The 26,863-nt window shown below is 76.5% G+C and carries 23 protein-coding genes; 8 read left to right on the top strand and 15 right to left on the bottom strand.

All coding sequences use genetic code 11. From position 1 onward, the window contains the following. Positions 1-679: 679 nt before the first annotated feature. Entirely contained in the window at positions 680-1,315 is a 636-nt protein-coding gene (gene soxR, locus ACFVFR_RS24410) for a redox-sensitive transcriptional activator SoxR (protein WP_383705207.1), read from the bottom strand. 187 nt (positions 1,316-1,502) lie between these two features. On the opposite strand from soxR, the gene ACFVFR_RS24405 reads away from it, so the two are divergent. Next, the gene (locus tag ACFVFR_RS24405; RefSeq protein WP_383705205.1) at positions 1,503-2,096 is read left to right on the top strand and encodes an NADPH-dependent FMN reductase; all 594 of its coding nucleotides are present in this window, start codon (positions 1,503-1,505) and stop codon (positions 2,094-2,096) included. Positions 2,097-2,250: 154 nt separating this feature from the next. Beyond that, a complete protein-coding gene (locus tag ACFVFR_RS24400; protein WP_383705203.1) occupies positions 2,251-2,409 on the top strand; it encodes a hypothetical protein in 159 nt (52 codons plus the stop codon). Positions 2,410-2,749: 340 nt separating this feature from the next. Here ACFVFR_RS24400 and ACFVFR_RS24395 read toward each other — a convergent pair whose 3' ends face one another. Further along, on the bottom strand, positions 2,750-3,673 hold the full coding sequence (locus tag ACFVFR_RS24395) for an NAD(P)-dependent oxidoreductase (protein ID WP_383705200.1): 924 nt from the start codon (positions 3,671-3,673) through the stop codon (positions 2,750-2,752). A 357-nt stretch (positions 3,674-4,030) separates the two neighbouring features. Between ACFVFR_RS24395 and ACFVFR_RS24390 the strand changes: the two genes are divergently transcribed. Then, entirely contained in the window at positions 4,031-4,411 is a 381-nt protein-coding gene (locus ACFVFR_RS24390) for a winged helix-turn-helix transcriptional regulator (RefSeq protein WP_383705198.1), read from the top strand. An 884-nt stretch (positions 4,412-5,295) separates the two neighbouring features. Here the strand turns inward: ACFVFR_RS24390 and ACFVFR_RS24385 are convergent. Continuing rightward, complete coding sequence (locus ACFVFR_RS24385; protein ID WP_383705195.1) at positions 5,296-6,345, bottom strand: helix-turn-helix transcriptional regulator; 1,050 nt, start codon at positions 6,343-6,345, stop codon at positions 5,296-5,298. Between the two features lie 185 nt (positions 6,346-6,530). On the opposite strand from ACFVFR_RS24385, the gene ACFVFR_RS24380 reads away from it, so the two are divergent. After that, on the top strand, positions 6,531-8,645 hold the full coding sequence (locus ACFVFR_RS24380; protein ID WP_383705193.1) for a TIGR03086 family metal-binding protein: 2,115 nt from the start codon (positions 6,531-6,533) through the stop codon (positions 8,643-8,645). Between the two features lie 267 nt (positions 8,646-8,912). Then, a complete protein-coding gene (locus ACFVFR_RS24375) occupies positions 8,913-9,425 on the top strand; it encodes a GNAT family N-acetyltransferase (RefSeq protein WP_383705191.1) in 513 nt (170 codons plus the stop codon). Positions 9,426-9,704: 279 nt separating this feature from the next. Here the strand turns inward: ACFVFR_RS24375 and ACFVFR_RS24370 are convergent, their stop codons facing one another. The 5 genes from ACFVFR_RS24370 to ACFVFR_RS24350 all read right to left on the bottom strand — a co-directional run bounded on the left by ACFVFR_RS24370 (position 9,705) and on the right by ACFVFR_RS24350 (position 15,993). After that, positions 9,705-11,285, bottom strand: coding sequence for a pyridoxal-phosphate dependent enzyme (locus ACFVFR_RS24370; protein WP_383705189.1), 1,581 nt, complete (start codon positions 11,283-11,285; stop codon positions 9,705-9,707). A gap of 181 nt (positions 11,286-11,466) precedes the next feature. Next, complete coding sequence (locus ACFVFR_RS24365; RefSeq protein ID WP_383705187.1) at positions 11,467-11,652, bottom strand: hypothetical protein; 186 nt, start codon at positions 11,650-11,652, stop codon at positions 11,467-11,469. A 359-nt stretch (positions 11,653-12,011) separates the two neighbouring features. Then, entirely contained in the window at positions 12,012-12,704 is a 693-nt protein-coding gene (locus ACFVFR_RS24360) for an RraA family protein (protein WP_383705185.1), read from the bottom strand. 678 nt (positions 12,705-13,382) lie between these two features. Further along, positions 13,383-13,946 (bottom strand): GNAT family N-acetyltransferase, encoded by a 564-nt coding sequence (locus ACFVFR_RS24355; protein ID WP_383705182.1) that lies wholly within the window; start codon positions 13,944-13,946, stop codon positions 13,383-13,385. An 877-nt stretch (positions 13,947-14,823) separates the two neighbouring features. Beyond that, positions 14,824-15,993, bottom strand: coding sequence for an alkene reductase (locus ACFVFR_RS24350; RefSeq protein ID WP_383705180.1), 1,170 nt, complete (start codon positions 15,991-15,993; stop codon positions 14,824-14,826). Positions 15,994-16,314: 321 nt separating this feature from the next. On the opposite strand from ACFVFR_RS24350, the gene ACFVFR_RS24345 reads away from it, so the two are divergent. Both ACFVFR_RS24345 and ACFVFR_RS24340 read left to right on the top strand, forming a co-directional pair. Further along, positions 16,315-17,271 carry a sigma-70 family RNA polymerase sigma factor gene (locus tag ACFVFR_RS24345; protein ID WP_383705178.1) on the top strand — a complete coding sequence of 319 codons (957 nt, stop codon included), beginning with the start codon at positions 16,315-16,317 and terminating at the stop codon, positions 17,269-17,271. A 720-nt stretch (positions 17,272-17,991) separates the two neighbouring features. Next, on the top strand, positions 17,992-18,675 hold the full coding sequence (locus ACFVFR_RS24340) for a hypothetical protein (protein WP_383705176.1): 684 nt from the start codon (positions 17,992-17,994) through the stop codon (positions 18,673-18,675). Between the two features lie 344 nt (positions 18,676-19,019). On the opposite strand, the gene ACFVFR_RS24335 is transcribed toward ACFVFR_RS24340, so the two are convergent. The 4 genes from ACFVFR_RS24335 to ACFVFR_RS24320 all read right to left on the bottom strand — a co-directional run bounded on the left by ACFVFR_RS24335 (position 19,020) and on the right by ACFVFR_RS24320 (position 22,931). Beyond that, positions 19,020-19,823 carry an aminotransferase class IV family protein gene (locus ACFVFR_RS24335; protein ID WP_383705173.1) on the bottom strand — a complete coding sequence of 268 codons (804 nt, stop codon included), beginning with the start codon at positions 19,821-19,823 and terminating at the stop codon, positions 19,020-19,022. A 603-nt stretch (positions 19,824-20,426) separates the two neighbouring features. Beyond that, positions 20,427-20,900, bottom strand: coding sequence for a diadenosine tetraphosphate hydrolase (locus ACFVFR_RS24330; RefSeq protein WP_383705170.1), 474 nt, complete (start codon positions 20,898-20,900; stop codon positions 20,427-20,429). Positions 20,901-20,926: 26 nt separating this feature from the next. Further along, the gene (locus ACFVFR_RS24325) at positions 20,927-21,379 is read right to left on the bottom strand and encodes a VOC family protein (protein WP_383705166.1); all 453 of its coding nucleotides are present in this window, start codon (positions 21,377-21,379) and stop codon (positions 20,927-20,929) included. 601 nt (positions 21,380-21,980) lie between these two features. Then, positions 21,981-22,931 carry a helix-turn-helix domain-containing protein gene (locus ACFVFR_RS24320; protein ID WP_383705163.1) on the bottom strand — a complete coding sequence of 317 codons (951 nt, stop codon included), beginning with the start codon at positions 22,929-22,931 and terminating at the stop codon, positions 21,981-21,983. 70 nt (positions 22,932-23,001) lie between these two features. Between ACFVFR_RS24320 and ACFVFR_RS24315 the strand changes: the two genes are divergently transcribed. Continuing rightward, a complete protein-coding gene (locus ACFVFR_RS24315; protein ID WP_383705161.1) occupies positions 23,002-23,334 on the top strand; it encodes a cupin domain-containing protein in 333 nt (110 codons plus the stop codon). A gap of 157 nt (positions 23,335-23,491) precedes the next feature. On the opposite strand, the gene ACFVFR_RS24310 is transcribed toward ACFVFR_RS24315, so the two are convergent. From ACFVFR_RS24310 to ACFVFR_RS24300, 3 genes are all read right to left on the bottom strand, one after another. Further along, positions 23,492-24,589, bottom strand: a complete 1,098-nt coding sequence (locus ACFVFR_RS24310; RefSeq protein WP_383705159.1) for a thioester reductase domain-containing protein — start codon at positions 24,587-24,589, stop codon at positions 23,492-23,494. A gap of 191 nt (positions 24,590-24,780) precedes the next feature. Further along, positions 24,781-25,149, bottom strand: a complete 369-nt coding sequence (locus ACFVFR_RS24305) for a hypothetical protein (RefSeq protein WP_383705156.1) — start codon at positions 25,147-25,149, stop codon at positions 24,781-24,783. Positions 25,150-25,434: 285 nt separating this feature from the next. Then, positions 25,435-26,829, bottom strand: a complete 1,395-nt coding sequence (locus ACFVFR_RS24300) for an MFS transporter (protein ID WP_383705154.1) — start codon at positions 26,827-26,829, stop codon at positions 25,435-25,437. Positions 26,830-26,863 lie beyond the last annotated feature (34 nt).

Below are 26,863 nucleotides of genomic sequence, written 5' to 3'. Positions count from 1 at the left end.
GAACGGAGTGGCCCTCTCCACGGGCACCTACCGCACCGAGGTGCCTCCCCGGGGTGGGCCGTTACCGAGGCGGGGCGGCCTCCCACCCGGGTGCCTCCCGGAGCGTGGCGGGCTCCCGAGCGGGGCCCTGTCGCGGCGGCGCCCATCCCCGGGCGGAGCGCCGCCGGAGCGGGGCGGGCGCCTGCCAGAGAGCGAAGCGGCTTCCCAGGCGGGCCGCTGCCGGAGCGAGGTGGCCTCGCAGGCTCGCGCGTACCGGAGCCGGACCACCTCCCGGGCACGTCGGTCGCGGGGCGGGCTGGGCCCCGCTGGGCCGGCGCTCACCGGGCCGGCGCCCGTCGGCCTCTCCCCAACCGGCCCGACGCGGGGCCGCGTCAACGCGGGGCGGTGCCAACGCGTGGCCACACCGATATCGGGCAACTCGCCGCGGGGCCGCACCGACACCAGGGAGCCCGGCACCGGCCGGCCCGACGCGGGGCCGCGTCAACGCGAGATGGCACCGACAGCGGGCCGCACCCGATGCGGGGCCGCACCGACACCAAGCAGCCCGCCGCCACACGGCCCGGCACCGGCCGGTCCGTCGCAAGGCCGCAGCACTACCAGGTGGCCCGCCGCGAGGCGACGAGGCGACGAGGCCCGCTGCCGGCCCGGTGTGGGCTTCTCCGGTGGTGGCGGGGAGGGGTCAGCACACGCTCTCGCAGCCCGTGGCGCAGTCGCACACGCTCTCGCAGCCCGTGCCGCAGTCGTACTCGGGGGTGGTGGCGGGGGTCGTGCGGCGGGCCGGTGCGCGTCGGGGGGCGGCGGTCGCGTGCTGGGGCGACCTGGTCGGGTCGGTTCCCTCGGCGGGGGTGGTGTCGTCGGTCGCGGCCGTCAGCAGTCGGCGGGGGCCGTTGCCCTCGGCGCCGAGTCGGTCGTACGGGTTGGCCAGCGCGCAGCGGTCGATGGACAGGCAGCCGCAGCCGATGCAGTCGGTCAGGTGGTCGCGGAGCTGCTCCAACTGGCGGATGCGCCCGTTGAGATCCGCCTGCCAGCACTGGGAGACCCGCGCCCAGTCGTCGCGGTCGGGCGTGCGTTCCTCGGGGAGCAGGCCCAGTACGTCGCGGATGGTCGCCAGCGGGATGCCCACGCGCTGCGAGACCCGGACGAAGGCGACCCGGCGCAGCGTGTCCCGGGCGAACCGGCGCTGGTTCCCGCTGGTACGTCGGCTGCTGATGAGCCCCTGCCGCTCGTAGAAGCGCAGCGCGGAGGCGGGCACGCCACTGCGTTCGGAGAGTTCGCCGACGGTGAGTTCGTAGCGGTTCTTGGAGAGTTGGGTCATGCCGCTCACCGTAGCTTGACTTCAACCAACGTTTAAGTCGGAGGCTTTGTGTATCGGCCCGAGGGCGGCGGTCACCCCGCTCCGGGCCGAGGCACGGCCGCGCTGTCGGGGCCCGTGCCGTGACCGTACGGCCCGCGCCGACGCCGGCCGTACGCCCCCTCGCCCACCCGCCTTCCGAGGAGACCTCATGTCCGACACCACCATCCGCCTGGCCATCATCATCGGCAGCAACCGTGGTGGCCGCTTCGCCCCCGTCGTCGCGGACTGGATCACCGAGCGGGCCCGCCAGCACGGTGGCCTGGAGCTCGACGTCATCGACCTCGCCGAGATCGCGCTGCCCACCGCGATGCCCGCGTACGGCCAGTCCCCCGGCCCGGAGGCGACGGCCGAGCTGGCCAAGCTGACCCCCGGCCTGGCGGCGGCGGACGCCTTCCTCGTGGTGACCCCGGAGTACAACCACAGCTACCCGGCCTCGCTGAAGAACGCCATCGACTGGCACCACGCGGAGTGGCAGGCCAAGCCGGTCGGGTTCGTCTCGTACGGCGGGGTCTCCGGCGGGTTGCGCGCCGTGGAACACCTGCGGGGGGTCTTCGCCGAGCTGCACTCGGTCACCGTCCGCGAGACCGTCAGCTTCACCATGGCCGGCCAACTCTTCGACCAGGACGGCGGGCTGAAGAGTCCGGAGGCGCCGAACGCCGCCGCCAAGGCGCTGTTCGACCAGCTCGTCTGGTGGGGCCGCGCGCTGCGCGAGGCGAAGAAGGACCACCCGTACGCGGGGTAGCGCGTCGGCCATCCCGTACGTGGCGCGGGCGGCCCGGGGCTCCCCCGCCCCGCCGACCCGCCCGCGCCACCCCCACCCCCACCTCGCACCGCACTCCCTCCGCCCCCACGCCCCCGCATCGCCGCCGCCCGACCGTGACCACAGGAGGCCCGCCGTGGCGTTCATGAGCCGCTGGTACCAGACCCCGCTCACCCCGCGCGCCGAGCGGCCCGCGCCGGCCGCGCGGACCTCGCGTGAACAGCCCGCCCCCGGCTGCCGCTCGGCCACCTGCCACTCCGGTACGCGCCGCGCCCCCCGGGCACCGGAGCCCTGACCAACCGGACACGAGTCGGAGTGGGAGCCGGAGCCGGAGTGAGGGTGCGGCCTGGTCTGAGTGAGAGCCAGGGTCGGGGCCGGGAGTGGAGTCGGGGGCCGGGTTCGGGTTCGGGTTCGGGGGCCGGGGTCGGGTCAGGGTCCGGGGTCAGGGCTGGTCCGCACCGGGCCGCTTCGGCCACACGCTCGAACCCCGGCCCGCGCGGGCCTGGTTGGCCGGTGGGTCGCGCCGCGCGTGGGCGCCCGGCCGTCGCCGCGACCGGGCGCCCCGTTCCGCTACCCGCCGATCCGCCGCGCGTGGCCGGCGGGCGGGGACCCGCCGAACCGCCGCCGGCGTTCGGCTACTTGCCCGTGCGGCCCAGCACCTCGGTGAGTCGCTCGATGCCGTCGGTGCCGTGGCCCTCGTCGATGGCCCGCTGGGCCACCGCGCGCGCGGCGCGCAGCACCCCGGTGTCGAGGTCCCGGTCGTCGGCGGCGTGGATGACGTGGTCGATGCCGGCCGCGACCGAGATGATGTGCGAGTCGTCGCCGGGGTAGACGCCGTCGTCCACGTTGCCCGCGAGCAGGTCCAGGATGGGCGGCAGGATGTCGAAGATCCCGCGCGCGAACGGGGCCAGCTCGCGGGCCGTGATGTCCTCCTTCCTCGCCAGCGCGAACGCGTGCAGCAGGCCGCTGACCGAGGTCCAGAAGAAGTCCAGCAACGCCACGTCGTACGCCGCGGCCCGGCCGTGGTCGGTGCCCTGGTAGGTGGCCGAGCCGCCGAGGCTGGCCAGTGTCTCGCGGTGCCGCTCGTACAGCGCCTCGGGGCCGCTGAACAGGAAGACCGCGTTCGGCGTGCCGATGGTGACGGTCGGGGTGAGGATCGTGCCGTCGAGGTAGTCGGCGCCCCGCTCGGCGGCCCAGGTCGCCGCGGTGCGGGCGCGGTCGGGCGAGTCGGCGGTGAGGTTCACCAGCGTGCGGCCCTCGACGGCGGTGCCCGCGGCCTCCAGGATGCTGTCCGAGGCGTCGTAGTCGATCACGCAGATGACCACCAGTTCGCTGGCCGCGACGGCCGCGGCCGGGGTCTCCGCGAGCGTCGCGCCCCGCGCGACCAGTTCGTCGGCCTTGCCCGCGGTGCGGTTCCACACCGTGGTGGGGTGGCCGGCCGCGACGAACGTCGAGGCCAGCGCCCGCCCCATCGGCCCGAGCCCGAGCACGGTCACGGGGGCGGCGGTACGGGGGGAGGCGTCCGTGGCGGGTTCGGGCGTCGCGGGCGTCGAGGTCATGGCGGGCTCCTTGGGTGAGGCGTGGGTGTGCTGGGACGGTGCCGCTCGGCGGCGGTACGGGCGGTTCGGGATGGACGGCGGGTCGGTCGGGGTTGAGGGGTGGGTGCGGCGCGCCGAACGCCGTGCTGGGTTGGCGAGTTCGTGGAGGCGGGTGGTGTCCGGATGAGCGGGATGTCGGCGGGGGCGGGCGGGAGCGGGCTGGCGGGTGGGCGGGGGCACGCGGCGGTCGCGGTCCCGCGCGGTTGCGTACCGGAATGGGTGCGTTGGTCCCGCGAGGGGGACGAGGATGGTGCGCCCGGCCGGAACAGCGCGGACCCGGCACGCGTTGCGCCAGGAACGGGCCACGGTGAGGTGGGGATGAGCGAACAACCGCTGACGAAGAAGAACCGGCCGTACGTGTGCGGCCTCGACGCCGCCGTCGACGTCATCGACGGCAAGTGGAAGGTCCTGATCCTGTGGGCCCTCCACGAAGCGCCACGACGCTTCGGCGAGACCAAGCGGCTGCTGCCGGGCATCAGCGAGAAGGTGCTCGCCCAGCAGCTCAGGGAGCTGGAGTCGGACGGCGTCGTGCACCGTGAGGTGTACGACGAGGTGCCGCCGAAGGTGGAGTACTCACTGACCACGGCGGGCAGGGAGCTCAACGCCGCGCTGGGCCCGCTCGGCGCCTGGGGCACGCGCCGCATGGTGGGCCTCGGCATCGACTACCCCGGCGCCGAGCGACACGCGGCTGCCTCCTAATCCGCCTCGCCCCGCGACAACCTGCCACGTCTCGACGGAGAGTCGGCGAGCGCTCGGCCGGTGCGCTCCGGGGCGGCGGCGTGGTTCGGGCCCGGCCCCGGGTGGGCCGGCTCCGCACAGCCGGCCCACCCGACGGCGGCCGACGGGCCCGCGCGCGGTGGTCCTCAGGTCCGACGCGTCGGCCGCCATGCGGCGCTGACGTGCGGGGATCGTGTCGTACGGCATGGCTGCCGCGTCGTACGGCGTGGGTACACGGGGCTCCTCGGATGGTGGGGGCGGTCGTGGTGTCGGGTGCGCGACCGGCGCTACGGGGCCGGGGCACCGAACTCGCCGGGTCGTGGCTGGTGCTGGTGCTGGTGCTGTGCTGGCCGGTGCTCGTGTTGCTGGGTGGGTGTGCGCGTCGTGGGGGGCGCGGGGGGGATGCGCTCGCCGTGCCGGGTGCGGTCACGGCCCGGGTGGACCGGGGCCACGGGTCGGTGCCGGGCGCGCCCCATCAGACTCTCCCGGCCGCGCCGGCCCGACAAGTACGTACAAAAAAGTGAGTGCTTACCTCGGAGTCACCGATCCGGGCACGCCCGCGCGCGAGACCCTCCCCGCGCGGCGGGCCAGCCGGGCCGACCCCGCCCCGACCTTGGGTCACGACCGCCCGGCCCCGGCCCCACCCCGGCCTTCAGGGACGGCGGCCGGCCCAGCCGCCGGTCGCGTCCGCCAGCCCACCGCCCGGCCCCGAGAACCGCCCCCGCTCGTGCCCCGGCCGACCCCACCACCCAGCGACGGCCGCCCCCTCCCGCGCTCGCGAGGGCGTCGCTCCCGAACACCCCGGCGGCCCAACCCGGCAACCCGCCGCGACGGGGCCCGCCCCGCCCCCGGCCACCCCGAACGCCTCAACTCGCCGACCCGTCGACCTCACTCGCCCCCGTGGCGTAGCGGGCGACGATCTCCGCCGCCGCGGCGGCCAGTTCCCCGCGGACCGTCGGCGGGTCGATGACTTCCACGTCGGCGCCGAACTGGAGGAGTTGGCGGGTCGCGCCCAGCACGGCGTAGCCGATCTCGACCTCCGCCCACGCCCGGGCGTCCGCCGTCCCGTCGCCCCCCTCGCGGGCCGGGTCGCCGTCCGTCGCGTCCACGGGGGCGGGCAGCACCTCGACCCGGGTGGCCAGCAGTGAGCCGACGATGCGGACGAACATGTCCAGCCGCGTACGCCGCACCCTGGCCCGTACGCGGATCGCCACCGGGCGCTCCTCGACGTCACGCCGCAGCGACTCCCACGCGTCGGCGAGTTCCACGCCGGGCCGGCGGCGCATCGGTTCGTCGGTGACGGTCGCGGCGACGACGCGGTCGGCGCGGAACAGGCGCGGGGCCTCGCCCCGGTCGGCCACCAGGTACCAGGTGCCCGCCTTGGCGACGAGCCCGTAGGGGTCGACGGTGTAGGTGCGCGGGTGTGTGGCGCCGCTGTGCCGGTAGCGCAGGCGCAGTCGGCGGTCGGTGAACACGGCCGTCTCCAGCGCGGCCAGGTCGACGGCGGGGCGTGGCCCGGTCAGCCAGCCGTCCGGGTCGATGAGGATGCGCCGGCTGGCGAGTTCGGCGGCGGGCCGGTGCGGGGCGGGCAGCGCGACCATGACCTTGCGCAGCGCGGAGCGCAACGCCCCGTCCAGGCCCAGCGCGCTGTGGCCGCCCGGCGCGGTCAGCGCGAACAGCGCTCGGGCCTCGTGCGAGGTGAGCCCGGTGACGTCGGTCCGGTAGCCGGGGAGCAGGGCGATGCCGCCGTGTCGGCCGCGTTCGGCGTAGACCGGGACGCCGGCGGCGGACAGTGACTCGACGTCGCGGTAGATGGTGCGTACCGACACCTCCAGCCGCTCGGCCAGTTCGGCGGCCGGGACCCGGCGGCGGGTCTGGAGGAGCAGCAGGATCGACAGCAGGCGGTCCGACTTCATCCGCCGATCCTCGCAGTCCGGTCGGGAAAACCTGACGGCACGTGTCACGTTAGGGCGGAAGCCTCCGTCATGGGTCGGCGGTACGTCGCCGGCGCGCCGGTTCGCGGTGCGCCGTGCCGTGCCGCCCCCGTGTCCGGCGCCGCCGGCACGGGCCAACCGCCCCCGACCGAACGGAGAGAGCCCACGTGAGCACAGCGAACACCCAGGTGGATCCCCGCGCGCACTACGAGCGCGCCGCCGACCAGCTGGCCGCCCTGATCGAGGCCGTGGGCCCGGGGCGGTGGGAGGCGCCCACGCCGTGTACCGGCTTCGACGTACGCGCGCTGGTCGGGCACGTGGTGGCGGGCACGCGCGGCGCGGCCGGGCTGGGGCGCGCGGCGAGCGCCGGCGGGGCGGCGGGCGGGGGCGGCGCGCCCGAGGGCCTGAGCGGGCGGGAGGGCGCCGGGGTCGAGGTGCCGGACGACGGATGGGCCGCGGCGTACGCGGGGGCGCGGGCCGAACTCTTGGCCGCCTGGGCCGACGGCGCGGCGCTCGCGGCGCCCGTGCGGATGCCGTGGGGCGAGGTGCCGGGGCGGCAGGTGCTGGCGGCCCATGTGCTGGACGTCGTCGCCCACGCGTGGGACCTGGCGCGTGCCCTGGGGGACGGGCGGGCGCTGGACGAGGAGTTGGCCGAGTTCACGTTGGGGACGGCCCGCCAGCTGCTGCCGGCCGCGCGGCGGGGCGCGGGGGTGCCGTTCGGGCCCGCGCTGTCGGCGCCCGAAGGGGCCACGGCGTACGAGGAGTTGGCGGCCTGGCTGGGCCGCGACGCGCGGTGGAGCGCGCCGGGCCCGCTGGCCGAGGAGTTCGGGGCGGGCACGCTCGACACGGCGCTGGACGCGCTGGCCGCCCGGCTCAAGGGGGATCTCTTCCGGCCGGGTGACGCGGGGTACGACGCGGGGCGCGCCACCTTCAACAGCGCCGTCCAGCACCGGCCGGCGCTGGTCGCCGGCGTCGCGGACGCGACGGACGTGGCGACCGTGGTGGCCTTCGCGGGCGCGCGCGGGCTGCCGGTCGCGGTCCAGTCGACCGGGCACGGCCAAGCGGTCGCCAGCGCCGACGGCGTGTTGATCACCACCCGTGGCCTGGGCGGCGTCAGCGTGGACCCGGCCGCCGCGACCGCGTGGATCGGGGCCGGCGTCCGCTGGGGCGAGGTCGTCGCCGAGGCCGCGCGGCACGGCCTCGCGCCGCTGAACGGCTCGGCCCCGCACGTCGGCGTCGTCGGCTACCTCCTGGGCGGCGGCGTCCCCCTGCTCGCCCGCAGCCACGGCTTCGCCGCCGACCGGGTCCGCGCCATCGAGGTGGTCACGCCCGACGCGACGCCGCGCCGGGTCACGCCCACGAGCGAGCCCGACCTGTTCTGGGCGCTGCTCGGCGGCCGGGACAACTTCGGCGTCGTCACCCGGGTGGAGATCGAACTCTTCCCCGTGGCCCGGCTCTACGGCGGCGGCCTCTACTTCGACGGGGCCACCCAGGGCGCCGACGTCCTGCGCGCCTACCGGGACTGGACGGCCGACCTGCCCGAGGAACTGACGTCGTCCATCGCCCTGTTCCCGGCGCCCGACGTGCCGGCCCTGCCCGAGCCGCTGCGCGGCCGGCTGGTCGTGCACGTACGGGTGGCGTACACCGGGACCGCCGAGGAGGGCGAGCGCCTGGTGGCGCCGTTGCGCGCGGTGGGCCCCCGGCTGATCGACACGCTGGCCGAGATGCCGTACACCGCGTGCGCCAGCATCTTCCAGGAGCCGGACAACCCGATGCCCTACGACGGGGACACCGTGCTGCTCGACGAGCTGACCGAGCCGACGCTGGAGGCGATCCTCGACGTGACCCGGCCGGGCGGCGTGCCGTGCATCGTGGAGGTGCGCCACCTGGGCGGGGCGCTGGCCCGGCGCGGCCCCACCCCGAACGCGGTCGGCCTGCGCGAGGCGGCGTACCTGCTCGGCGTCCTGTCGCCCCTGCGCGGCCCGCTGACCACGGATGTCCTGCGCCCCGTCCACGGGCGCCTGCTCGGCGCCGCCGCGCCCAGCACCGTCGGCCGCTCGCTGACGTTCATGGGCGCGAGCGGGGAGCGCGCGCGGGGCGCGGCCGGGGGCGCGGGGACGCCGGTCGACGGCGCGGGGGCGGTGGCGGACGCGGCCGAGGAGCTGGTGCGAAGCGCGTACGACGCCACGGACCACGCGCGGTTGCGCGCGCTCAAGGCGGTGTACGACCCGCGCAACCTGTTCCGCCTCAACCACAACATCCGGCCGGCTGAGCTGGGTTAGCGGAGCCGGTGGGGGGCTCGGTCCGCGGGGCACCCCCCGGGGGGTCTCGCGCGGGGCCGGGGCGGTGGGCCTCGGGCGGGGCTGGCGTGGCCGTCGGGCCTGGCGGGCCGGCCCCGCGTCGGGTCGGGCGGTGGCGGGTGGGGCCCCGCGTGCGGGGCCTCGCGGGAGGTCGGTGGTCGGGGTGATTGTCAGAGGGGGGTGCGAGACTCCGAAGCGGTGGTCGCCGAAGGGCGGACCCGCACGCCGATCGATGCGAGGAGTTCAACGATGACCAGTGCGAACGCCATCCGGGGTGGGGGCGACGGGGCCGCGACGCGGATCGGTGACGTGGGCCTGCGCGACGTCGAGCGAGCGGACCTGGAGGTGTTCTTCGCCTTCGAGCAGGACCAGGAGGCGGCGCGGCGGGCCCACTTCCCCTCCCGGGAGCGGGAGCGGTTCATGACGCACTGGGAGAACCGGGTGCTGAGCGACCCGACGACGTTCACACAGACGGTGCTGGCCGACGGCGAGGTCGCGGGCAACATCGTGAGCTGGGAGGACGAGGGCCGCCACCTGGTCGGCTACTGGTTCGGCCGCCCCTTCTGGGGCCGGGGTCTGGGCACCCGCGCCCTCGCCCGCTACCTCGACCTGGTGCCCCACCGCCCGCTGTACGCCGACCCGTTCGCGAGCAACGTCGCGTCCGTGCGCTTGCTGGAGCGGTGCGGCTTCCGCCTGGTGCCCACCCCCGGCCCGGAACACTCGCTGAAACCGGGCCAGGTGCTGCTGGTCCTGGACCGCTAGCACGCTGCCGCCGGAGCCGGGGACGTCCCGAAGGCCGGGGGCTGCCCGGGGGCGCGGCCGAGGCGGTGACGAGCGGGTGGCCGGCAGAGCGTTCGCGGGCGTAGGGAGGCGGTGACGGGCAGGGAGGCGGTGACGGACGGGAGCGCCGGCCTGTCGTACGCGCCCTCGCGGCGGGCGGCCGGGGGCGCGTACGGCGCGGCCGGCGCCGCCCCGACCGGGGGGCCGGCCGGGGCGGGGGCGCGGCCGGATGGCCGGAGGGCGGTCCGGCCGGGGGTGTGGTCAGTGTGGCGAGGTGGGGCCGTGTGGGTTGGCCTCGGTGCCCTCGGTGTTGAGCAGGACGACGGTGGACGCGGGGCCGAGGCCCAGCTCCGCGCGTCGGTCGGCCGCTCCCGCGCCGGTGAGCGCGGCCCGTACGCCGGCGAGTGAGGCGGCGCCGCACGGCCCGGCGGAGACGCCGAGCGTGGCGAGGTCGCCCGCCGCCCGCGCGCCCTGTGCCTCCGTGACGGCCACCGCCGCGTCCAACCCGTCCCGCAGCACGGGCCAGGCGAGGCTGGAGGGGGTGCCGCAGTTGAGGCCGGCCATGGCGGTCTCGCCGGTGTCGATGCTGACCCGCTCGCGCCGGCGCAGGCTCGCCAGCACGCACGCCGCCGCCTCGGGCTCGACGGCCAGCACGGCGGTACCGGCCCGCGCGCCCGGGCCGGGGGTCACGGCGTCGGTGGCCGGCGCGGCCCGGTAGTGGGTGACGGCGGCCTGGGCGAGCGAGCCCACACCCACCGGGACGACCACCAGGTCCGGCCCGCCGCCACCGGCCGCCGCCAACTGGTCGTCCACCTCCGCGAACAGGGTGGCGTACCCCTCGACGATCCACCCGGGAATCCGCTCGTAACCGGGCCACCCACTGTCCTGGACGAGGACGGCCGCCGCCTCCACGCCAACCCCCACGACACCACCCTCCGCGCCCGCACCGTTTCCCGTGTCGGCCCCGGACGCGCCCGCGCCGGCCCCCACGCCAGCGCCCGACGCGCCCGTGCCCGCCCCCGGGGCGCCAGCCACCGCGCCGGCCGCCGCACTCCGCCCCGTGCGCGTATCCGGGGCGGCGGCCACCGTGCCCGCGCCGGTCTCCGGGACGCCGGCCGTCGCATGCCCAGCCGTGCCCGCGTCCGGGGCGCCGGCGGTTACGGCCTCGGCCGCCGCGCGTACGGCCTGGTCGTACGGCCCGGCCACCCGGGTGACGCGCGCGCCCTCGGCGGCGATGGCGGCTACGGCGGCGGGATGCACGCCGTGCGAGGTGAAGACGTGGGCCCGCTGCCCGAGAAGCCGGGCCAGCCGCGCGACGGCCCGACCGTGGTTGCCGTCGGTGGCGGTGACGAACGTGACGGGTTCGCCCGCCGCGCGCCCCGCGCCCGCGCCACCCGCCGCGCCCGCCCCGTCCACGACACCCGACCCGTTCGCCGCACCCGACCCGTTCGCGGCGGCACCCGTCGTAGCCGACCCTCCCGCCCCAGCGGCCGTGTTCGGCTCACCCGTCGCGTCCGCTCGTTCGGCCAGGACGCGGTGCAGCGCCCAGGACGCGCCGAGCGCCTTGAACGCGGGGAGCCCGAGGCGCGCCGACTCGTCCTTGACGAAGACACGACCTACGCCCAACTCGACTGCGAGGGCGGGCAGTTCGACCAGGCGCGTGGGGGCGTAGCCGGACAGTGCGGCGTGGAAGGCGCGCGCGGCGACCGGCGCGGGGGAACAGGTCCAGCCTCGGGCGGCGGGCCGCGCGTACCACGCGAGCGCTCCGGGGGTGCCTCCGGCGGCGAGCGCACCGGAAGAGGCCGTTGAGGTCCGTGAGACGGAAGGGGAGAAGTCGTTCATGCCCGCAAGCCTGCGGTGACCCGCGCCTTCCGGTCCAGCGATTCCCCACACTCCCCCCGCCCGCCACCGCGCGCCGGGCCCTTGCCGCCGCCACCGACGCGCCGCCCCGCGACGGCCACCGCCCCGCCCCCGCCCGCACCGGCCCGCCGGGCCACGCCACACCCCGGGTTCGGGTGGCGCGCTAGGAGTACGCGACGTACCCGCACGCGGGGTTCTCACACCTCCACCGCACCAGCCGTCGGTACGGCTCGGCCGCCAGGTACGCGCCGCACTGGCGCGGGCACCCCATGGTCGGCCGGCCGGTACCGATGCCCTGCACGTCCGTCCAGTACTGACGTGGGAGGGAAGTGCGAGATTGGGGGGTCATGTCGCGAACGTACCCCCAGACTGCGGGACGCCGGCGCGGGCCCGGACGGACCAGTCGCGGCGTCGAGCCGTCACACCGGGGGACGTTGACGGCCCCTCAGCGTCAGCCACCCCTCCACCGCCAGCGGCCTCGCCACAACCAGCGCGCCACCGAGCGACACCCTGGGCCCACCCCGCACCCACCCCGACCACCGGCACCGGCGCGCCAGCGGTGCCGACCACGGCTCGAAGGGCGGGCACCGCGAAGGAGTGCCCCGTCGCTCCTCGCCGAGCGGGTGGCGCCGGAACCGCCGTATGCCCCGGACGAGTTGGACTCCCTCGTACGAGTGACGCGCCGGCCTCTGATCCTGCCGCCTTGCGCTACTCCTCGATCGCGCCGCCGACGGTGCGCAGGTGGTCGCGGAAGGTCAAGGTCGGCGTCTGGCGGCGTTGGGCGAGGTACGTGTCGAAACGCACCTGGGCGCGGAGGGTGTGGCCGGCGTGGATCTGTTCGGCCTGGCGCCGTTCTGTGTCGCGGATCGTCTCGGCCAGCGCGAGCAGTTCTTCGGCCCGATCGGAAGGGACGAAGAGTACGCCGTCGTCGTCGGCGAGGACCAGATCGTCCGTGCTCACGGTCCAGTCGCCGACGGTGGCGGCGTCCAGCGCGTCGGCCGGGCGCTCCCGGACGCTGAGCGGGCCGGTCGGCAGCGCGCCGGTGCTGTAGACCGGTACGCCGATGACCCGGATGTCCGCCGTGTCGCGGTGCAACCCCCAGATGACGACACCAGCCAGCCCGGCGGCCCGGGCCTCCAACACCACCAGATCGCCCACGCACGCCTCGTCGAGCCGCCCGCCGTTGTCCACCACCAGCACGTCTCCGGGGCGCGCCGCCTCGAACGCCTCCAGGAAGACGTCCACGCTGCCCGCGTGCCGGGCGGGCAGGACGCGCCCGGCGAGACGACCGCCCGGCGCCACGGCCCGGACGGCCGGGGGCGCGCAGCGCACCGCCACCCGGGCGCGGACGCACGCGTCGGCCACGTGCGCCGTCGTCAGCGCGGCGAACCGCCCCACCACGTCTCCCACCACCCCGGATCGCCCCGCCCCGACCGCCGCAGGTGCCCCAGGTGCCCCGCCCAGCCCGTCTCGCCCACCCCGCGCCTGCCGCCCGGCCTCTTGCTGGGGATCGGCTTGGCGCCTGGGACCGGCCTCTTGCTGGGGACCGACCTGTCGCTGGGACCCGGTCTGCTGTTGAGGCGCGGTCTCCTGCTGGGACGTGCCCGGTGGCTGGGGGGCAGCCTGCTGCTGACGCTCGGCCTGTCGCTGAGGCCCGTCCGGTGGCTGGGGGCTGGCCTGTTGGGGCCCGGTTCGCTGCTGGCGCTCGGCCTGTTGCCGGTGCTCAGCCCGCCGCTGGGAGGCGCCTGGTGGCTGGGCACCGGCCCGTTGCCGCTGCTCGCCTCCCTGTTGCCGCTGGCCGGGCCGGGGCTGCGGTTCCCGCTGGTGTTGCTGCGGGGACTGCGGGGGTCGCGGTGGCTGTGGGGGGTGCGGCTGTCGCTGTCCGTCCTGCCGCTGGTCTTCCGGCCGGTTTTCGCGCTGCTGGTGTTCGCGTCGCTGGTGTTCCGGCTCGTGGTCTCGCTGTGTCATGTGCCGCTCCCCTCGCCCCGGGCGCCGGGCGGTCCGGTCTCGGGCCGCGCCCTCAGGCCGCATTGTCCTCGGGCCGGTGCCGGCGCGGCAGCGTACGGCGTACGCGACGGGTCACGCCCGCAGGTCGCGTACGAAACGCAGGGCGGGCCTGCCACTCAGCGTGGTCTCGCCGGCGGGCGCGAAGCCGGTCCGGGCCAGCACGGCGCGGGAGGCCGCGTTGTCGCGCGTCGTGGCGGCGCGCAGCGTGGTCAGCCCGTACTCCGTGGCGGCACGCGCGCAGACCGCGCGGACCCCGGCGGTGGCCAGGCCACGGCCGGCGGCTCGGGCGGCGACGCGGTACCCGAGTTCGGCGCCGCCCTCCGCCACGTCCACCAGGTTCATCCGCCCCACGATCTCGCCGTCGGCGGTCACCAGGACGTGGAAGAAGCACACGCCGGCCATCTGCTCGGCGAGCCGGCTCCGGTGCGTCGCGGCGAACTCCGCGAAGAACGCGTCACCGCGATCGGGGATCGACGCGGCGAAGTAGGCGCGGTTGGCGCGCTCGAAGGCGAGCAACGCCGGCGCGTGCCGAGGCGCCAGGAGCTGGAGCTCGACCCCGTCGCTGAGCACTGCATGGGGCGCGGGTGCGCCGCCGGGCGTGGGCCGGGGGTCCGGGGCGGGCTGCTGTGCTGGCATCGCCGCAGCGTATGCGGCGTTACGCGGCGGCGGCACGCGAATATCCCGGGCGTGAGCGGCGGGCGGCGAGTACCTTCAGCGGCCGGCCCGACCGAGCGCCGCGCACGGCGGAGCCCACGTGTCCTGGGTGCCCCCGCACGGCGAGCCGCCCCCGCGCCGTGGTCCGCCGCGCGGGGAGGCCACCCCCGGGCCGGCACCTCCACGCCCACGGCGATCCGCGCACCACCCGGGCACGGGACACCCGAGGGCCGGCCCACCCCTCCCCCACCCGACCGGGAGGGTCACCCTCTCCACCCGACCGGGAGGGCCATCCCACCCCGCTCCCCGGCTGAGAGCCCCCACCAGAAGGCCACCCCACCGAACGGCCGAAAGGGCCACCCACTCCGCTCCTCGGCAGGGAGAGCACTCCGGCCGGCAGACCAACCCACCCGGCCGCGAGGGCCGCCCACTCCGCCCCTGGCCGGGAGGACCCCTGTCCGGGCCGGCAGGCCACTCCCCTCCGCACCCGACGGGAAACCCCCACCGGGAAACCCCGACGCGGGAGGCCACCCCGCCGCCGACCGAGGGACCAGCCCACTCCACCCGGCCGGGAAAACCCCACCGGAAGCTCCCAGCCCGGAAACCCTCGGCACAGGGTGCCCCCTCCACCCGCCCGCAAGGCCAACCCGCCCCACCCCGACCGAGAGGGCCCCCCGCTCCCGGCCGGGAAGCCCCGCTCCCCCGCCGGCAGGCCACCCGCCGGCGGGCACCCTCGCCAGAAGCCCCCCAGGCAAGCCCCCTTCCCCCGGCCGGGAGGCCACTCCGCCGCGAGGCCACCCCGCCGGGAGGCCACTCCGCCGGGAGGTCACCCCGTATCGGGCATAGCGTGTGGTTCGGGTCAGCCGGCGGGCTCGTGCCACCCGCTCGGTGGGTAGTCCACGTACCCCTGCGCGCCGCCCCCGTAGTACGTGCGCGGGTCGCCGGTGGCCAGGGGGGTGTGCAGGGCGAAGCGGGTGACGAGGTCGGGGTTGGCGACGAAGTCGCGGGCGTAGGAGACGGCGTCGGCCAGGCCGGTGTCCAGGGCGGCGTTGCCGGACGCCTGGTCGAAGCCGTTGTTCACGATCAGCGGGCCGTCGAACAGGGGCCGGTAGCGGGCGAAGCCGGCGAGGTCGGGGGCGCCGGCGGTGGCCGGGTCGGCGCCCCGTAGGTGCAGGTAGGCCACGGGGCGGTCGCTGAGCTCGGCTACCAGTTCGTCGTAGTCGGCGAGCAGGGGCGCGTCGGCGACGAACCGTTCGCCGTCGTCCCAGAACGGCGAGATCCGTACGCCGACACAGCCGCCCGGCCACGCGTCGGTCACCGCGTCGACGATCTCCAGGAGCAGCCGTCGCCGGCCCGCCCGGCCCGCGCCGTACGCGTCGGTGCGGTGGTTGAGCCGCGGGTTGAGGAACTGCGCGAGCAGGAACGTGCCCAGGGCACCGATCTCCACGCCGTCGAACCCCGCGCGCCGTGCCCGTCGCGCGGCGGCGCGGAAGTCGGCGACCGTGGCGTCGATGTCGGCGCGGGTCATCGCGCGGGGCACGACGGACTTCCGGAACCCGCCGGTGGTGAAGCACCGCACCCGCGGGTCGATCGCCGAGGGGCCCATGGGCAGCGCGCCCCCGAGGTGGTCGGGGTGCGAGGCCGCGCCCGTGTGCCAGAGCTGGAGGACGACGCGCCCGCCGAGCGCGTGCACCGCGTCGGCGACCCGTCGCCACCCGGCGACCTGCTCGTCGTGGTACACGCCCGGTACGTGCGTGAAGCCGATCGCCCGCTCGCTCACCCACGTGCCCTCGGTGATGATCAGGCCCGCGCTGGCGCGCTGGGCGTAGTAGGTGACGTGCAGCGCGGTCGGCACCAGCGCCGCGTTCGCCGTCCGGGCCCGCGTCATCGGGGCCATCACCACCCGGTTGGGCAGCCGCAACCCGCCGATGTCCAGGCCACGGAGAAGCGGCTGCGCACCGGCGGGCGGTGCGGCGGAGGGCGGTGCGGCGGCGGGCGGTGCGGCGGAGGTGACGCCGGTGGCGGACACGGCGGAGGTAGCGGACGTGGCAGGGGTGCTGGCGACCGGGGGCGGCGCACCGGCGGGCTCGGCGGCCGGCGGCGCGGTGAACCCGCCGGTCGTGGAGGTCGTAGGGGTCCTGGGTGGGGCGGATCCCGGAGGGGTCGTGGAGGGGGCGGGTCCCGTGGAGGTCGTGGAGCGGGCGGATCCCGTAGGGGTCGTGGGGGTCGTGCTCATGGCGTGTCTCTCCTCGTCGGCGGGCCGGGCGCGCGGGACTGCGGCAGGCTCGGTCACCTCGGCCCGGGTGCGTACGTCATCAGGGCGACGGGACGCGACGACGAAAGGTGACCGATGGACGGGCAGGAAGGGTTGGCGGAGCGGTTCGAGCCCCACCGTGGCCGGCTGCGGGCGGTCGCCTTCCGGATGCTCGGCTCGGGCGACGACGCGGACGACGCCGTTCAGGAGGTCTGGCTGCGCCTGAGCCGGACCGACACCAGCGACGTGGCCAATCTGGCCGGCTGGCTGACGACCGTGCTGTCCCGGATCTGCCTCGACATGCTGCGTACGCGCACCGCGCGGCGGGAGGACCTGGTGGGCGCGCGGCTGCCCGACCGGTGGGACGGCGCGCCCGGGGGCGCCGGCGAGGGGCCCGGCGCGGGCCGGCCGCGCCCCGGCACGGACCCGGAACACGAGGCGCTGCTAACCGACTCGGTGGGGCGGGCGCTGCTGGTCGTCCTGGACACGCTGACGTCGGCCGAGCGGGTCGCGTTCGTGCTGCACGACCTGTTCGCCGTGCCGTTCCAGCAGCTCGCGCCGATCGTGGAACGTACGCCCGTCGCCACCAAGAAGCTCGCCAGCCGCGCCCGCCACAAGGTGCGCGGCACCCCCGCCGTCGACGCGGCCGAACTGGCCCGGCACCGGCACGTCGTGGAGGCGTTCCTGGCCGCCGCGCGCACCGGCGACCTGTCCGCGCTGCTCGCCGTGCTCGCCCCCGACGTCGTCCGCCGGGCCGACCCCGCCGCCCTGCCACCCGGCGCGCCGACGACGGTACGCGGCGCGCGGGCGGTCGCCGAGACGACGCTGGTCTTCGGCCGTGGCTCACGCCGCGCCGTACCCGCGCTGGTCGACGGGCACGTGGGCATCGTCGTGGCCCCGCACGGCCGACTCCGCCTGGCCATCGTGGTCACGGTGCGGGACGACCGCGTCGCCGCGTACGAGGTGATCGCCGACCCCGCCCGCCTCTGCCAGCTCGACCTGGCCGTCCTGGACCCCTGGCCACTGCCGGGACCTGACGCCGGTCGGGCGTGATCGGGAACGGGCCCCCGCGCCGGGACCCGGCCCCTCGCTCTCCCGGGGCCGGTGTCGGCGGGGGTCGAGCCGCGCCCGACGGTCGCTCCCGTACCCGGTCATGACCGGACCACCGCCGTACGCGACCGACCCCGATCGCCTTCGTCCCAGGCTGGCCCCGCCGGGGCTCGTCCGCGACCCGCCTCGGGCTCTTTCGTACGCGGCCGGCCCCGGCCCGTACCCGACCCAGCCACTCCCGCGCACAGCCGTCCTGCCAGGGCTCATACGCGACCCATCACACTCACCCTCGTACGCGGCCGGCCCCCAGAGCGCGTACACGACCCGCCCCGGGCTTTTCACACGCGACCGCCCGGACCACGGCCCGTACCCGGCCCAACCCGCTCATCCTCACGCGCGGCCGGCCAGGGGCCGCACCCGACCCAACCCGCTCACCGCCGTGCCCGGCCGGCCCCGGCCAAGGCCCGTCCACGACCGGCGCCGGCCAGGGGTTCGGGTCCCCTCCCCGAGTGGTGGGGCTAGCGTCGGCGCCGGTCGGCCTCCGGCAGCCTGTCGGGCGGCGCGGCCGTCGGCCGGCCGGGACCCGTTTCCGATCGTCGCTCAGCCTTCGCCTCGTGGGGCGTGGGCCGGACGGACGGGCCGGTCGGCCGGCAGCGGCAGCGGCAGCGGCAGCGGCAGCGGCAGCGGCAGCGGGCCCGACCGTCACGAGGGGGAGGGAGTTCCATGGCCGACGTGCGGGCGCGGCGGGGCCGGCTCCTGCGCGTGGGTGGCCGCGTCCTGGAGGTGGTGGGCGCCGCCGGTGTCGTCCTCGGCGGCGCCGTGGCGTTCGAACCGCCGTGGCACGACGGGTTCGCCCTCGCGGTGGCGGGCGCGTTCGTCGGCGGGCTGGGACGGCTCCTGTGGTGGGCCGGGCGGCGGCGCGCGCACCCGCCCGAGCGGGCGCGGCAACCGCTGCTCGACCGGGTACGGAACGCCCCCTGGATGACGACGCTGTCCGCGATCGGGCTGCGGTGCGGGGTGGCGGCCCTGGGCACGGGCTGCGTGCTGCTGGTCGTGCTGGACGAGCAGGGCCTCGGCGTGGAACTGGGCGTGGCCGGCTTCGGCGCGTTGCACTTCGCCCTGCTGGCCCTGCTGCTGGTCGGCGACGTACGCGCGTGGCGGGCGCCGGCGGGAGGCTCGCCCTCCCCTGACCCGCCGGCCGACGGCGGGCCCCGGGGGCGGCCCTCCGGCGCGGAGTGGGCCTGTGTGGGGATCTTCAACGGCTTCGCCGCGACCGCCCTCACCGCCGGCGCGCTGGCATCGCGCTCGGGCGACGTGGCACTCCTCGCGCTCGGCCTGCTGTGCGCCCTGCTCTTCGCCGGCCCCACCCACGGCGTACTCACCCGCTGGCGGCGACACCGCAGGTGACCCCTCGCGGGGGGGGCGGAGCGAGGTCAGACCGGGTCGGGGGCAGGGTCGGGGCCGGGTCGGATCGGGTCAGGGCGGGGCCGGGCTAGGTCAGGGTCGGGTCGGGGTCGGGCGGGGTCGGGTCGGGGCAGGGGCGGGTCAGGGCAGGGTCGGGGCGGGCTGAGTCAGCGGCCGGAGGAGGCCCACCCGGCCGGCATCGGCCAAGCACCCCGGTCGTGGGCGCCGGGGCCCCACCGGGGAGCAGCCGTCTCACGCGCGCGCCCCCTTCCGCCGCGCCGACGGGACCCGCCCCGCCCGCGCGGCCCGCCCCGCCCGCGCGGCCCGCCCCGCCCGCGCGGCCCAGCTCAGGGCGCGGTGAGCGGTTCCGCCTCGTGGGCGCGGTGGAGCAGTTCGACGAACGCGGGGGCCTCGGGCAACTCCACGGAGCCCAGCCGGCGCACGGGCACGCCGGGCGTCCAGGAGTTCATGACCACGGCGCCGGCCAGCGACGGCAGGTCCGCCGGCGTGACCTCCCGGACGCGCTGCGGCACCTCGAGCCGCTCCAACTGCCGGCTGACCACGCCCATCATGATGCCGCGCAGCATCGCGGCGTCGGGCCACACCACGGCGTCGCCGTCCCAGAACGCCAGGTTCCAGATGGTCGCCTCGCTGATCCGGCCCCGCCGGTCGAGGAAGGCCGCGTCGTCGAAGCCCTGCGCGACGGCCTGCTTGAGGAGGTACGTCTTGGCCACCTCCCCCACGTGCTTGATCCCCGGCAGGTCCCGCTCGTGCGTGACCGTCGTCAGCGACAGCGGCCCCGCCGGCCCGGAGGAGGGTGGCCCGGTGCGGACCAGCACCGTCGGCTCGACGTCGGCCCGGGGCGCGGCGAACTCGCCCGCCCGGGAGTAGACCGTGGCCAACAGCGAGACGTCCGCCGGCCCCGCCGCCAACGCCGCGCGCAGGTACTCCCGTACCCGCTCCTCGGGCACGGCCCGCCCGAACAACTCGTCCGACGCCACCCGCAGCCGCTCCAGATGCAGATCGAGCCCCCGCAGCCGACCGTCCCTGACCTGCGCGGCGGTGAAGTGCGCGTAACCCGCGAACGCGAGCGGCGTCAACTCTTCCGCAGTGGCCGCCTGGCCGTCGCGCTGAACAACGAAAGACGTCATGAGGGGCTCCTACGAGGTGCTGAGAGGTTCAAGGAGGAAGAAAGGAGAGAGGAAGCGAAGAACGGAGGGGAGCGAGCGGAACTCGGACCGAGCGGCTCGGGTCGCCGACCGCACCCGGAAGGGGCCGACCAGCCGCGCCGTACGCGGTCCGCCGTACGTCGTGCGCCACGAGCGCGCCGTCGCACGTGGGTGAGCGGGCCGTCACCCGCCCCGGAACCCGCCGCCCGCGCCGCCGCACCCCGTACGCACGGCCGCCGCGCGCCCACGCTCCGAGGGCCGCCGAACGGCGGGCCCCTCGGGCGGGCGGGCGCCAGCACGAGCGTCGGGGTGCGCGAATGACCAGGTCACGTGGATGACGCTAAAGGCTGACACCAATGACAGGGTCAAGGTCGGGCCCTGACCGGAGGTGCTCCGGCCAGGGCCCGACCCCGCGTGGGCCCCCGACGTCGACCCGTCCGCCCCACCGTCCGCCCACCGAAGAGACGGCGGAAAGGCGGTGGAAGAGACGGCGGGAGCGGCACCGGACGGTGGTGGCGGGGAGCGGCACCGGGCGGGCTCCCTCCGGGAGCGGGCGGGGGGCGCCGCCGTGTGGGGACGGACGGGTCAGGGCGTGAGGCGGTCGAGTTCCGTGCCGATCGCCGCGCGCAGCGCCGCGTGCTGGGGGCCGAGCGCGTGGCGCGGCTGGCTCCACCGCTTGGCCGGGTACCGCCACACGGGCTTGCCCACCAGGTCGGCCGGCTCCCACGCGTACCGGGGCCACACGTGCGCGTGCAGGAACGGGTCGGCGTTGCCCAGGATCTCCAGGTTGACCCGCCGGAACGCGGGGTCCAGTCGCCGGCAGGCGCGCTCGACCGCCTCGCCGAGCCGGTCCATGTCGGACAGGAAACCCAGCCTCCGCTCCCGTGGCAGCTCCGACAGCCGCTCGATCGCGGGGTCGTCACCGAGCAGCACGGCGTACCCCGGGAGGAACTGCACGTCCCCGATCACCGCGAACCCCGAGCCCAACCGCCGCAACACCGTGGGGTTCTCGCCCCGCAGCGCGCTGCCGATCCGGTCGCTCCGCCAGTCAGCCGTCATGTCCGGCCCCTTTCGCGCCGTCCCGCTCACGCCCGCGCGTAGGGCCGGGTCATGATCTCCATGTTGTGGCCGTCCGGGTCGTCGAAGTACACCCCGCGCCCGCCGAAGAGTTGGTTGATCTGGCCGGGTTGGGTGTGCGAAGGGTCGGCGTAGTACGTCACTCCCGCCGACTCCAGGCGGGCCACCATCGCGTCGAACCGGTCGTCGGGCACCAGAAACGCGTAGTGCTGCCCCTGGATCGGTTCGTCGCGCGTCTCGTAGTAGTCGAGCGTGACGCCGTTGCCCAACTCGACCGGGAGGAAGGGGCCGAAGGGGGCGTCGACGGTCAGCCCCAGCACCATGGCGAGGAACTCCGCCGAGACCCGCCGGTCACGGGCGTGGACGACGGTGTGGTTCAGGAACGCCCCGGTGGTGGGCAGTTCGGCCCCGGTGATGGGCAGTTCGGAAGTGGACGGGTGTTGCTGCTGGTCATGCGACATGTGAGGCGATTCTCCGAAGTGTCGGCCGATGAGCGGAGGGCGCCGCGCGAGGGCGCCGGATGGCGATACGGAGAAGGGTCGGCGGGGCTCGGGCCCGCCCCGCGCTCACGCCGAGGCCGGGCGCCTCACTCGTGTGTGGCCCATGGCCGACCCGGCAGTCACCCGGCCGACCCTAGCCCGCCCCCGCACCCCGAGCAAGATCACCACCGAACGCGCGACGCGCCGGCGAGCACGCGACGCGTCGTACGCACCCTGAGGCAGGCGGCGGGGGCAGGGGGCGAGCCGGGGTCGCGTCGGGGTGACCCCGTAGCGCGGCGTACGCGACCGGGTGCGGGCAGGGCCAGGGGCGGGTCGGGGCAGGGCGGGGTCAGGGGAGGGGCAGGGTAGGGCAGGGCGGGGTCGGATCAGGGCAGGGACAGGTCGGGGTAGGGCCGGGTAGGGCAGGGCCGAGTCGGGGCGGGGTCAGGGTCGGGTAGGGCGGGGTCAGGGGAGGGTAGGGCAGGGTAGGGCCGAGTCGGGGCAGGGCAGGGTGGGGCCGAGTCGGGGCGGGGTAGGGCCGGGTCGGCAGGGTCGGGCGGGGCAGACGCGGGGGCGGGCGGGGTCAGGGCAGGGTGGCTCGGAACGCTCGGCGGTAGGCACCGGGAGTCGTCCCGAGGGCGCCGACGAAACGGCGGCGGAGATTGGTGGCCGAGGAGAGTCCGACGCGTCGGGCTACGGCCTCCAGCGGCAGGTCGGATGACTCCAGCAACTCCCTGGCGGCACCGATGCGTTGGGCCAACAGCCACTGTCCCGGGCTGGTGCCGAGCTGGTCGGCGAAGCGGCGGGCCAGAGTGCGCGCCGAGACACCCGCACGGGCCGCCAGGTCGTCCACGGTGACCGGTTCGTCGAGCCGGCCCGTGACCCAGTCCAGCAGCGGCGCCAACGTGCCGTCGAACTGCTCGGGGTGCGGCGGGGCCGCGTACGGCGACTGCCCGCCCTCCCGGTGTGGCGGCATGACCATGGTCCGCGCGACGTGGGCGGCGTACCGGGCGCCCTGATCGCGGCGTACCAGGTGCAGGCACAGGTCCACGCCCGCCCCGGAACCGGCGCTGGTGGCGACGTCGCCGTGGTCCACGTACAGCGCGTCCGGGTCGACCCGGACGGCGGGGAAGCGCGCGGCCAACACCTTCGCGTGCGCCCAGTGCGTGGTCGCCCGCCGTCCGTCGAGCAGCCCGGCGTGCGCCAGCGCGAAGACGCCGGAACAGATGCTGACCACCCGCGCCCCACGGTCGTGCGCGCGGCGCAGGGCGGCCACGACGGCCGGCGACGGCGGCTCCCCCAACGGCAGCCACCCCGGCACGACCACGGTGTCCGCCGCGTCCAGCGCGCCCAGGTCGTCGGAGACGAGCATGTCGTAGCCGGCGCGCGTGGCCACCCGCCCGGGGCGCTCGGCACACACGCCGAACGCGTACCGCGTCGGCAGCCCGCTCCGCTCGATGCCGAACACCTCGGCGGCACAGGCGAGTTCGAAGGTCGACTGCGGTGGGCGTACGAGCGCCGCGACGCGATGCATGGCAGGAAAGTACCGCAGGATGTCATTCCTGACACTCGGCGGAGGCCGCGCCGCCCGACAGGCTGGGCGCATGACGACAGAACGGAACGCCCTCTCCTATGTGTGGTCCCACGTGCGGGACGCCCCCGTACGCGAACTCTTCCCCGGCATCCGGCTGCGCCCGCTGTGGAGCGGCGAGAACGGCGCCATGGCCCACCTCCTGGAGATGGACCCGGGCGCGAGCTGGCAGGGGATCGACGTGCACGAGCCGGGCCCCGAGGAGGTGTTCGTGGTCTCCGGCACCTTCAACGACGGTGACCGCGACTACCCGGCCGGCTCCTTCATCCACGCCGCCGCCGGCACCTCCCACGTCCCCCAGACCACGACGGGCTGCACCCTGTTCGTGTTCTACCCGGAGGGCTGAGCGGCCCGCCCCGGAGTCACCCCGTACGCCTCCCCTACGCCACCCCGTACGCGACCGACCGGCGCGCCCGGCCGGCCAACCTTCCAACCAACCGGCCGGACCCACCAACCCGCCAACTCATCACATCGCCCGATCGCTGGTCGGGCGAGCGCGGGACTCAGGTGAGTGACGCGCCGTGGTCTCTCTCCAGCCGGGTCAACAGGCGGTGGAAGTAGGCGTCGCCGGTGTCCGGCGCCGTCACGCCTGCCGCGCCCGCGGCGCGAACGGACGCGTCGCCGCCCACCTCCGGTGGCAGCCGGTCGGGCGTGAGCCCGAGGGTGTACGTGGCGATCCGCAGCCTGTGCGCGGCGCGCGCCCACGGGTTGTCCTGGTGCTCGCGCAGGGCCTGGTGCCACCGCTCCCCGCTGACCTCGCGGAGCCGGTACCCGTGCGCGCGGGCCCGTTCGAAGAGTTCCCGCATGGGCAGCGGCGCCGGGCGCATGACGTGGAAGACGCTGCCGGCAGCCCGGGGCGACAGGGACAGGGCGGCGATGGCCCGCGCCGTGTGGTCGACGGTAGCGGCCGGCAGCGAACCCAGCGCGGTGGGGTAGCAGCCGGTGACGACGGCCGCGGCGATGACGCAGGTGGTGAAGTCGTGGGCGGGCGCCGCCCCGTCGCGCGAGTCGGCCAGCACGAGCCCCGGCCGGTAGACGGTGGCCACCAGCCCGCGCTCGGCCACGGCCGCCGCCACCGCCCGCTCGGCCTCGACCTTCGTACGCGGGTAGCCGAAGGGACCGCAGGTGTGGAGGGTCGGCTCCGTCGACTCGTCCACCCGGTCCAGTCCCGCCTCGCGCGCGGCGAGGAAGACCCCCAGCGTGGACACGTGGTGCAGGTGCTTGGGCCGGCCCGTGACGCAGAAGTCGACCACGCGTCGGGTGCCCTCGACGTTGATGGGCGCCACCCGCTCGTACGGCGCGGCCAGGTGCACCGAGGCCCCGCAGTGGTAGACGGCCCCGACCTCGTCGGCCAACCGCAGGTACGCGTCCCCCTCCAGCCCCAACCGGTCGGCCGAGAGGTCGGCCGGCACGGCCCGCAGCCGGGGCGACTCGGCCGCCGCCGGGTCGAGCCCGGCCAACGCTTCCCGTATCCGCCCCTCGGCCTCCTCCGGGTCCCGCGCCCGGACCAGACAGACCACCGCGCCGTCCGTCCGCCGTAACAACTCCGCGCAGACCCGGGCCCCCACGAAGCCCGTCCCGCCGGTCAGTGCCACCACCATGTCGCGTCTCCCGCCCCGAACCCCGTGGCCCCGTACGGGAGGAGCGAGTGCCCAGGGTGCATGGCCGCACACCTCGCGTACGGCACCCTGACGCGATTGCCGGCCGTGCGAGACCGATCCGGCGAGAAGGGGACGGTCCCCTACGGGTTCCTCGGGGGCGCGGCCCGAAGCGCTGTGCGGCGCGGCCCCGCTCAGGCCGCCACCTGCCCCAGGGCCAGGATCACGACGAACAGCAGCGCCAGCACACCGAGCCCGACACCGCACGCCCCGGCCGCGCGCCGGGTACCGACCATGGCGGCGACGGCGCCCACCGCGACGAGCGGACCGCCGCACCGCGCGAGCGGGAACACCGCCGCCCCGAAGGCCAACGGGCCACGGACGCCGTCCTGGCAGGGGTCGCGGGCCATGGCGAGCCACGGCCCGACCAGCGCGACGAAGGCGCCGCTGAACAGCGCGAGGACCGCGAGGGCGACAGCCCCCACCAGCCCGCGATGCTCCGTCGACCCACCTCGCGGCCCGGGCCGGCGGTGGTGACGCTCGCGGAAGGTGGTGTGCTCCATGCGGCAGACGGGAGAGAGCCCCGCCCACCGGGCAGCACCCGCTCGCGAACTCAACTCGCCACCCCACGTGCCGAGTAGCCGGTACGCGGCGACCACCACGTGCCCGGAGCGGTCACGCTCAGGGTGGCGCCGGCTCAGGGTGTGACGGGCCCAGGATGTCGCCGGCTCAGGGTGGGGCCGGCCCACAGTGGAGGTGCCCACGGCGGTCGCGCTCGGGGTGGGGCCAGCCCACAGCGCGACGGGTCCAGATCCACGGCGGTCCCGCTCAGGGCGCGGCGGTCCCGCTCAGGGCGCGGTGGGCCGTGCCGGGTCGGGGGGTGGGGCCGGGTCGGCGGTGATCGGGGTGCGGGCCGAGCGGGCCAGGAGGAGGGGGAACGCGCAGGCCAGGCCGGTGCCGGCGAGGGCGGCGGCGGCTGCGCGGGGGCCGAGGGCGGCCACGGCGACGCCGCTGGCCAGGACTCCGGCGGCGCGTACCGCCGCGTTGACCAGGCCACTCGCGGCGGTGAGCCGCCCGAGGAGGGCGGGCGGGGTGAACACCTGCCGGGCCGAGCCGGCCGTGACGAACGCGAGCGCGGAACAGGCGTCCAGGCACAGCACCGCGAGAAAGGTGTCCCCGAATCCCCGCGCCGTCGCCAGCCACCCGAAGGACACCGCCAGCCCGCACAGCGCACACCCCAACAGCGGCCCCCAGGGGAAGTGTTCGACGTACCGCACGACCACCAGCGTCGCCAGCAACCCGCCCACCCCGGCCGCCGACAGGACCAGCCCCACCCGCGCGGGAGCCAGGTGCAGGGTTCGTACGGACAGCGCGACGACGACCAGGACGGCGGCGCCGGCGGCCACATGCAGATACGCGAACGCCAGTTGCAGCAGCCGCTGGCGGCGCTCCCCCACCAGCCACCGGAACCCCGCGAACACATCGCGCCGCCCCCACACCGACCCCGCGCCCTCCTCGGCCCCGACCCGGACCCCGGCCTCGACCCGGGACCCGGCCCCGGCCCCGGCCCCGGCCCCGGCCCCGGCCCCTGAGCCAATCTCTTTCCCCAGGTCAGCGCCCTGGGCGGGGTCGGTTCCACGCCCGCCGGCGTCCACGTCCGCCAGGTCGCGGGCCCGCCACGCGGGGTCTTTGGGCAGCCGGGCCAGCAGGGCCGCCGAGAGGGCGAAGGAGCCCGCGTTGACGGCGAGGGCCACCGGGTGCGGGAAACGGGAGATCAGGAGGCCGGCGAGGGCGGGCCCGGCGAGTGTGGCCGCCGCGTCTCCCGCCTCCACGGCCGCGTTCGCCCGCACGATCCGGGCGGAGGGCACCAGGGCCGGCAGGTAGGCGTGGGCAGCCACCGAGAAGAGAACGTCGCCGCAGCCCAGCAGGAAGGCGATGCCGACCAGCAGGGCGACCGACGGCTCCGGCATCGCCAGCGCCCCCACCAGGCCGAGCCCCAGGGCCGCCCGCCACAGGTCGGCGGAGACCATCAGCCGGCGGCGTTCGCGCGAGTCGGCGAGTTGGCCGACGGGCAGCGCGAAGAGAAGGGTGGGCAGGATGTTGGCGGCGGTGACGAGTCCGGCCACCACCGGGTCGTCGGTGACCCACAGCAGGACGAGGGGCAACGCCGTCTCGGCGGCCCGGTCGCCGAGCATCGACAGGGTGCGGGCGGCGACGAACCGGCGTAACCCGACGATCCGCATCCGCGTCCCCGTTCCCTTCCCCACACGGTGGTCC

The organism is Streptomyces sp. NPDC057702 (assembly GCF_042799315.1).
Taxonomy (GTDB): domain Bacteria; phylum Actinomycetota; class Actinomycetes; order Streptomycetales; family Streptomycetaceae; genus Streptomyces.
This window is presented reverse-complemented; position numbering and strand designations above follow the sequence as displayed.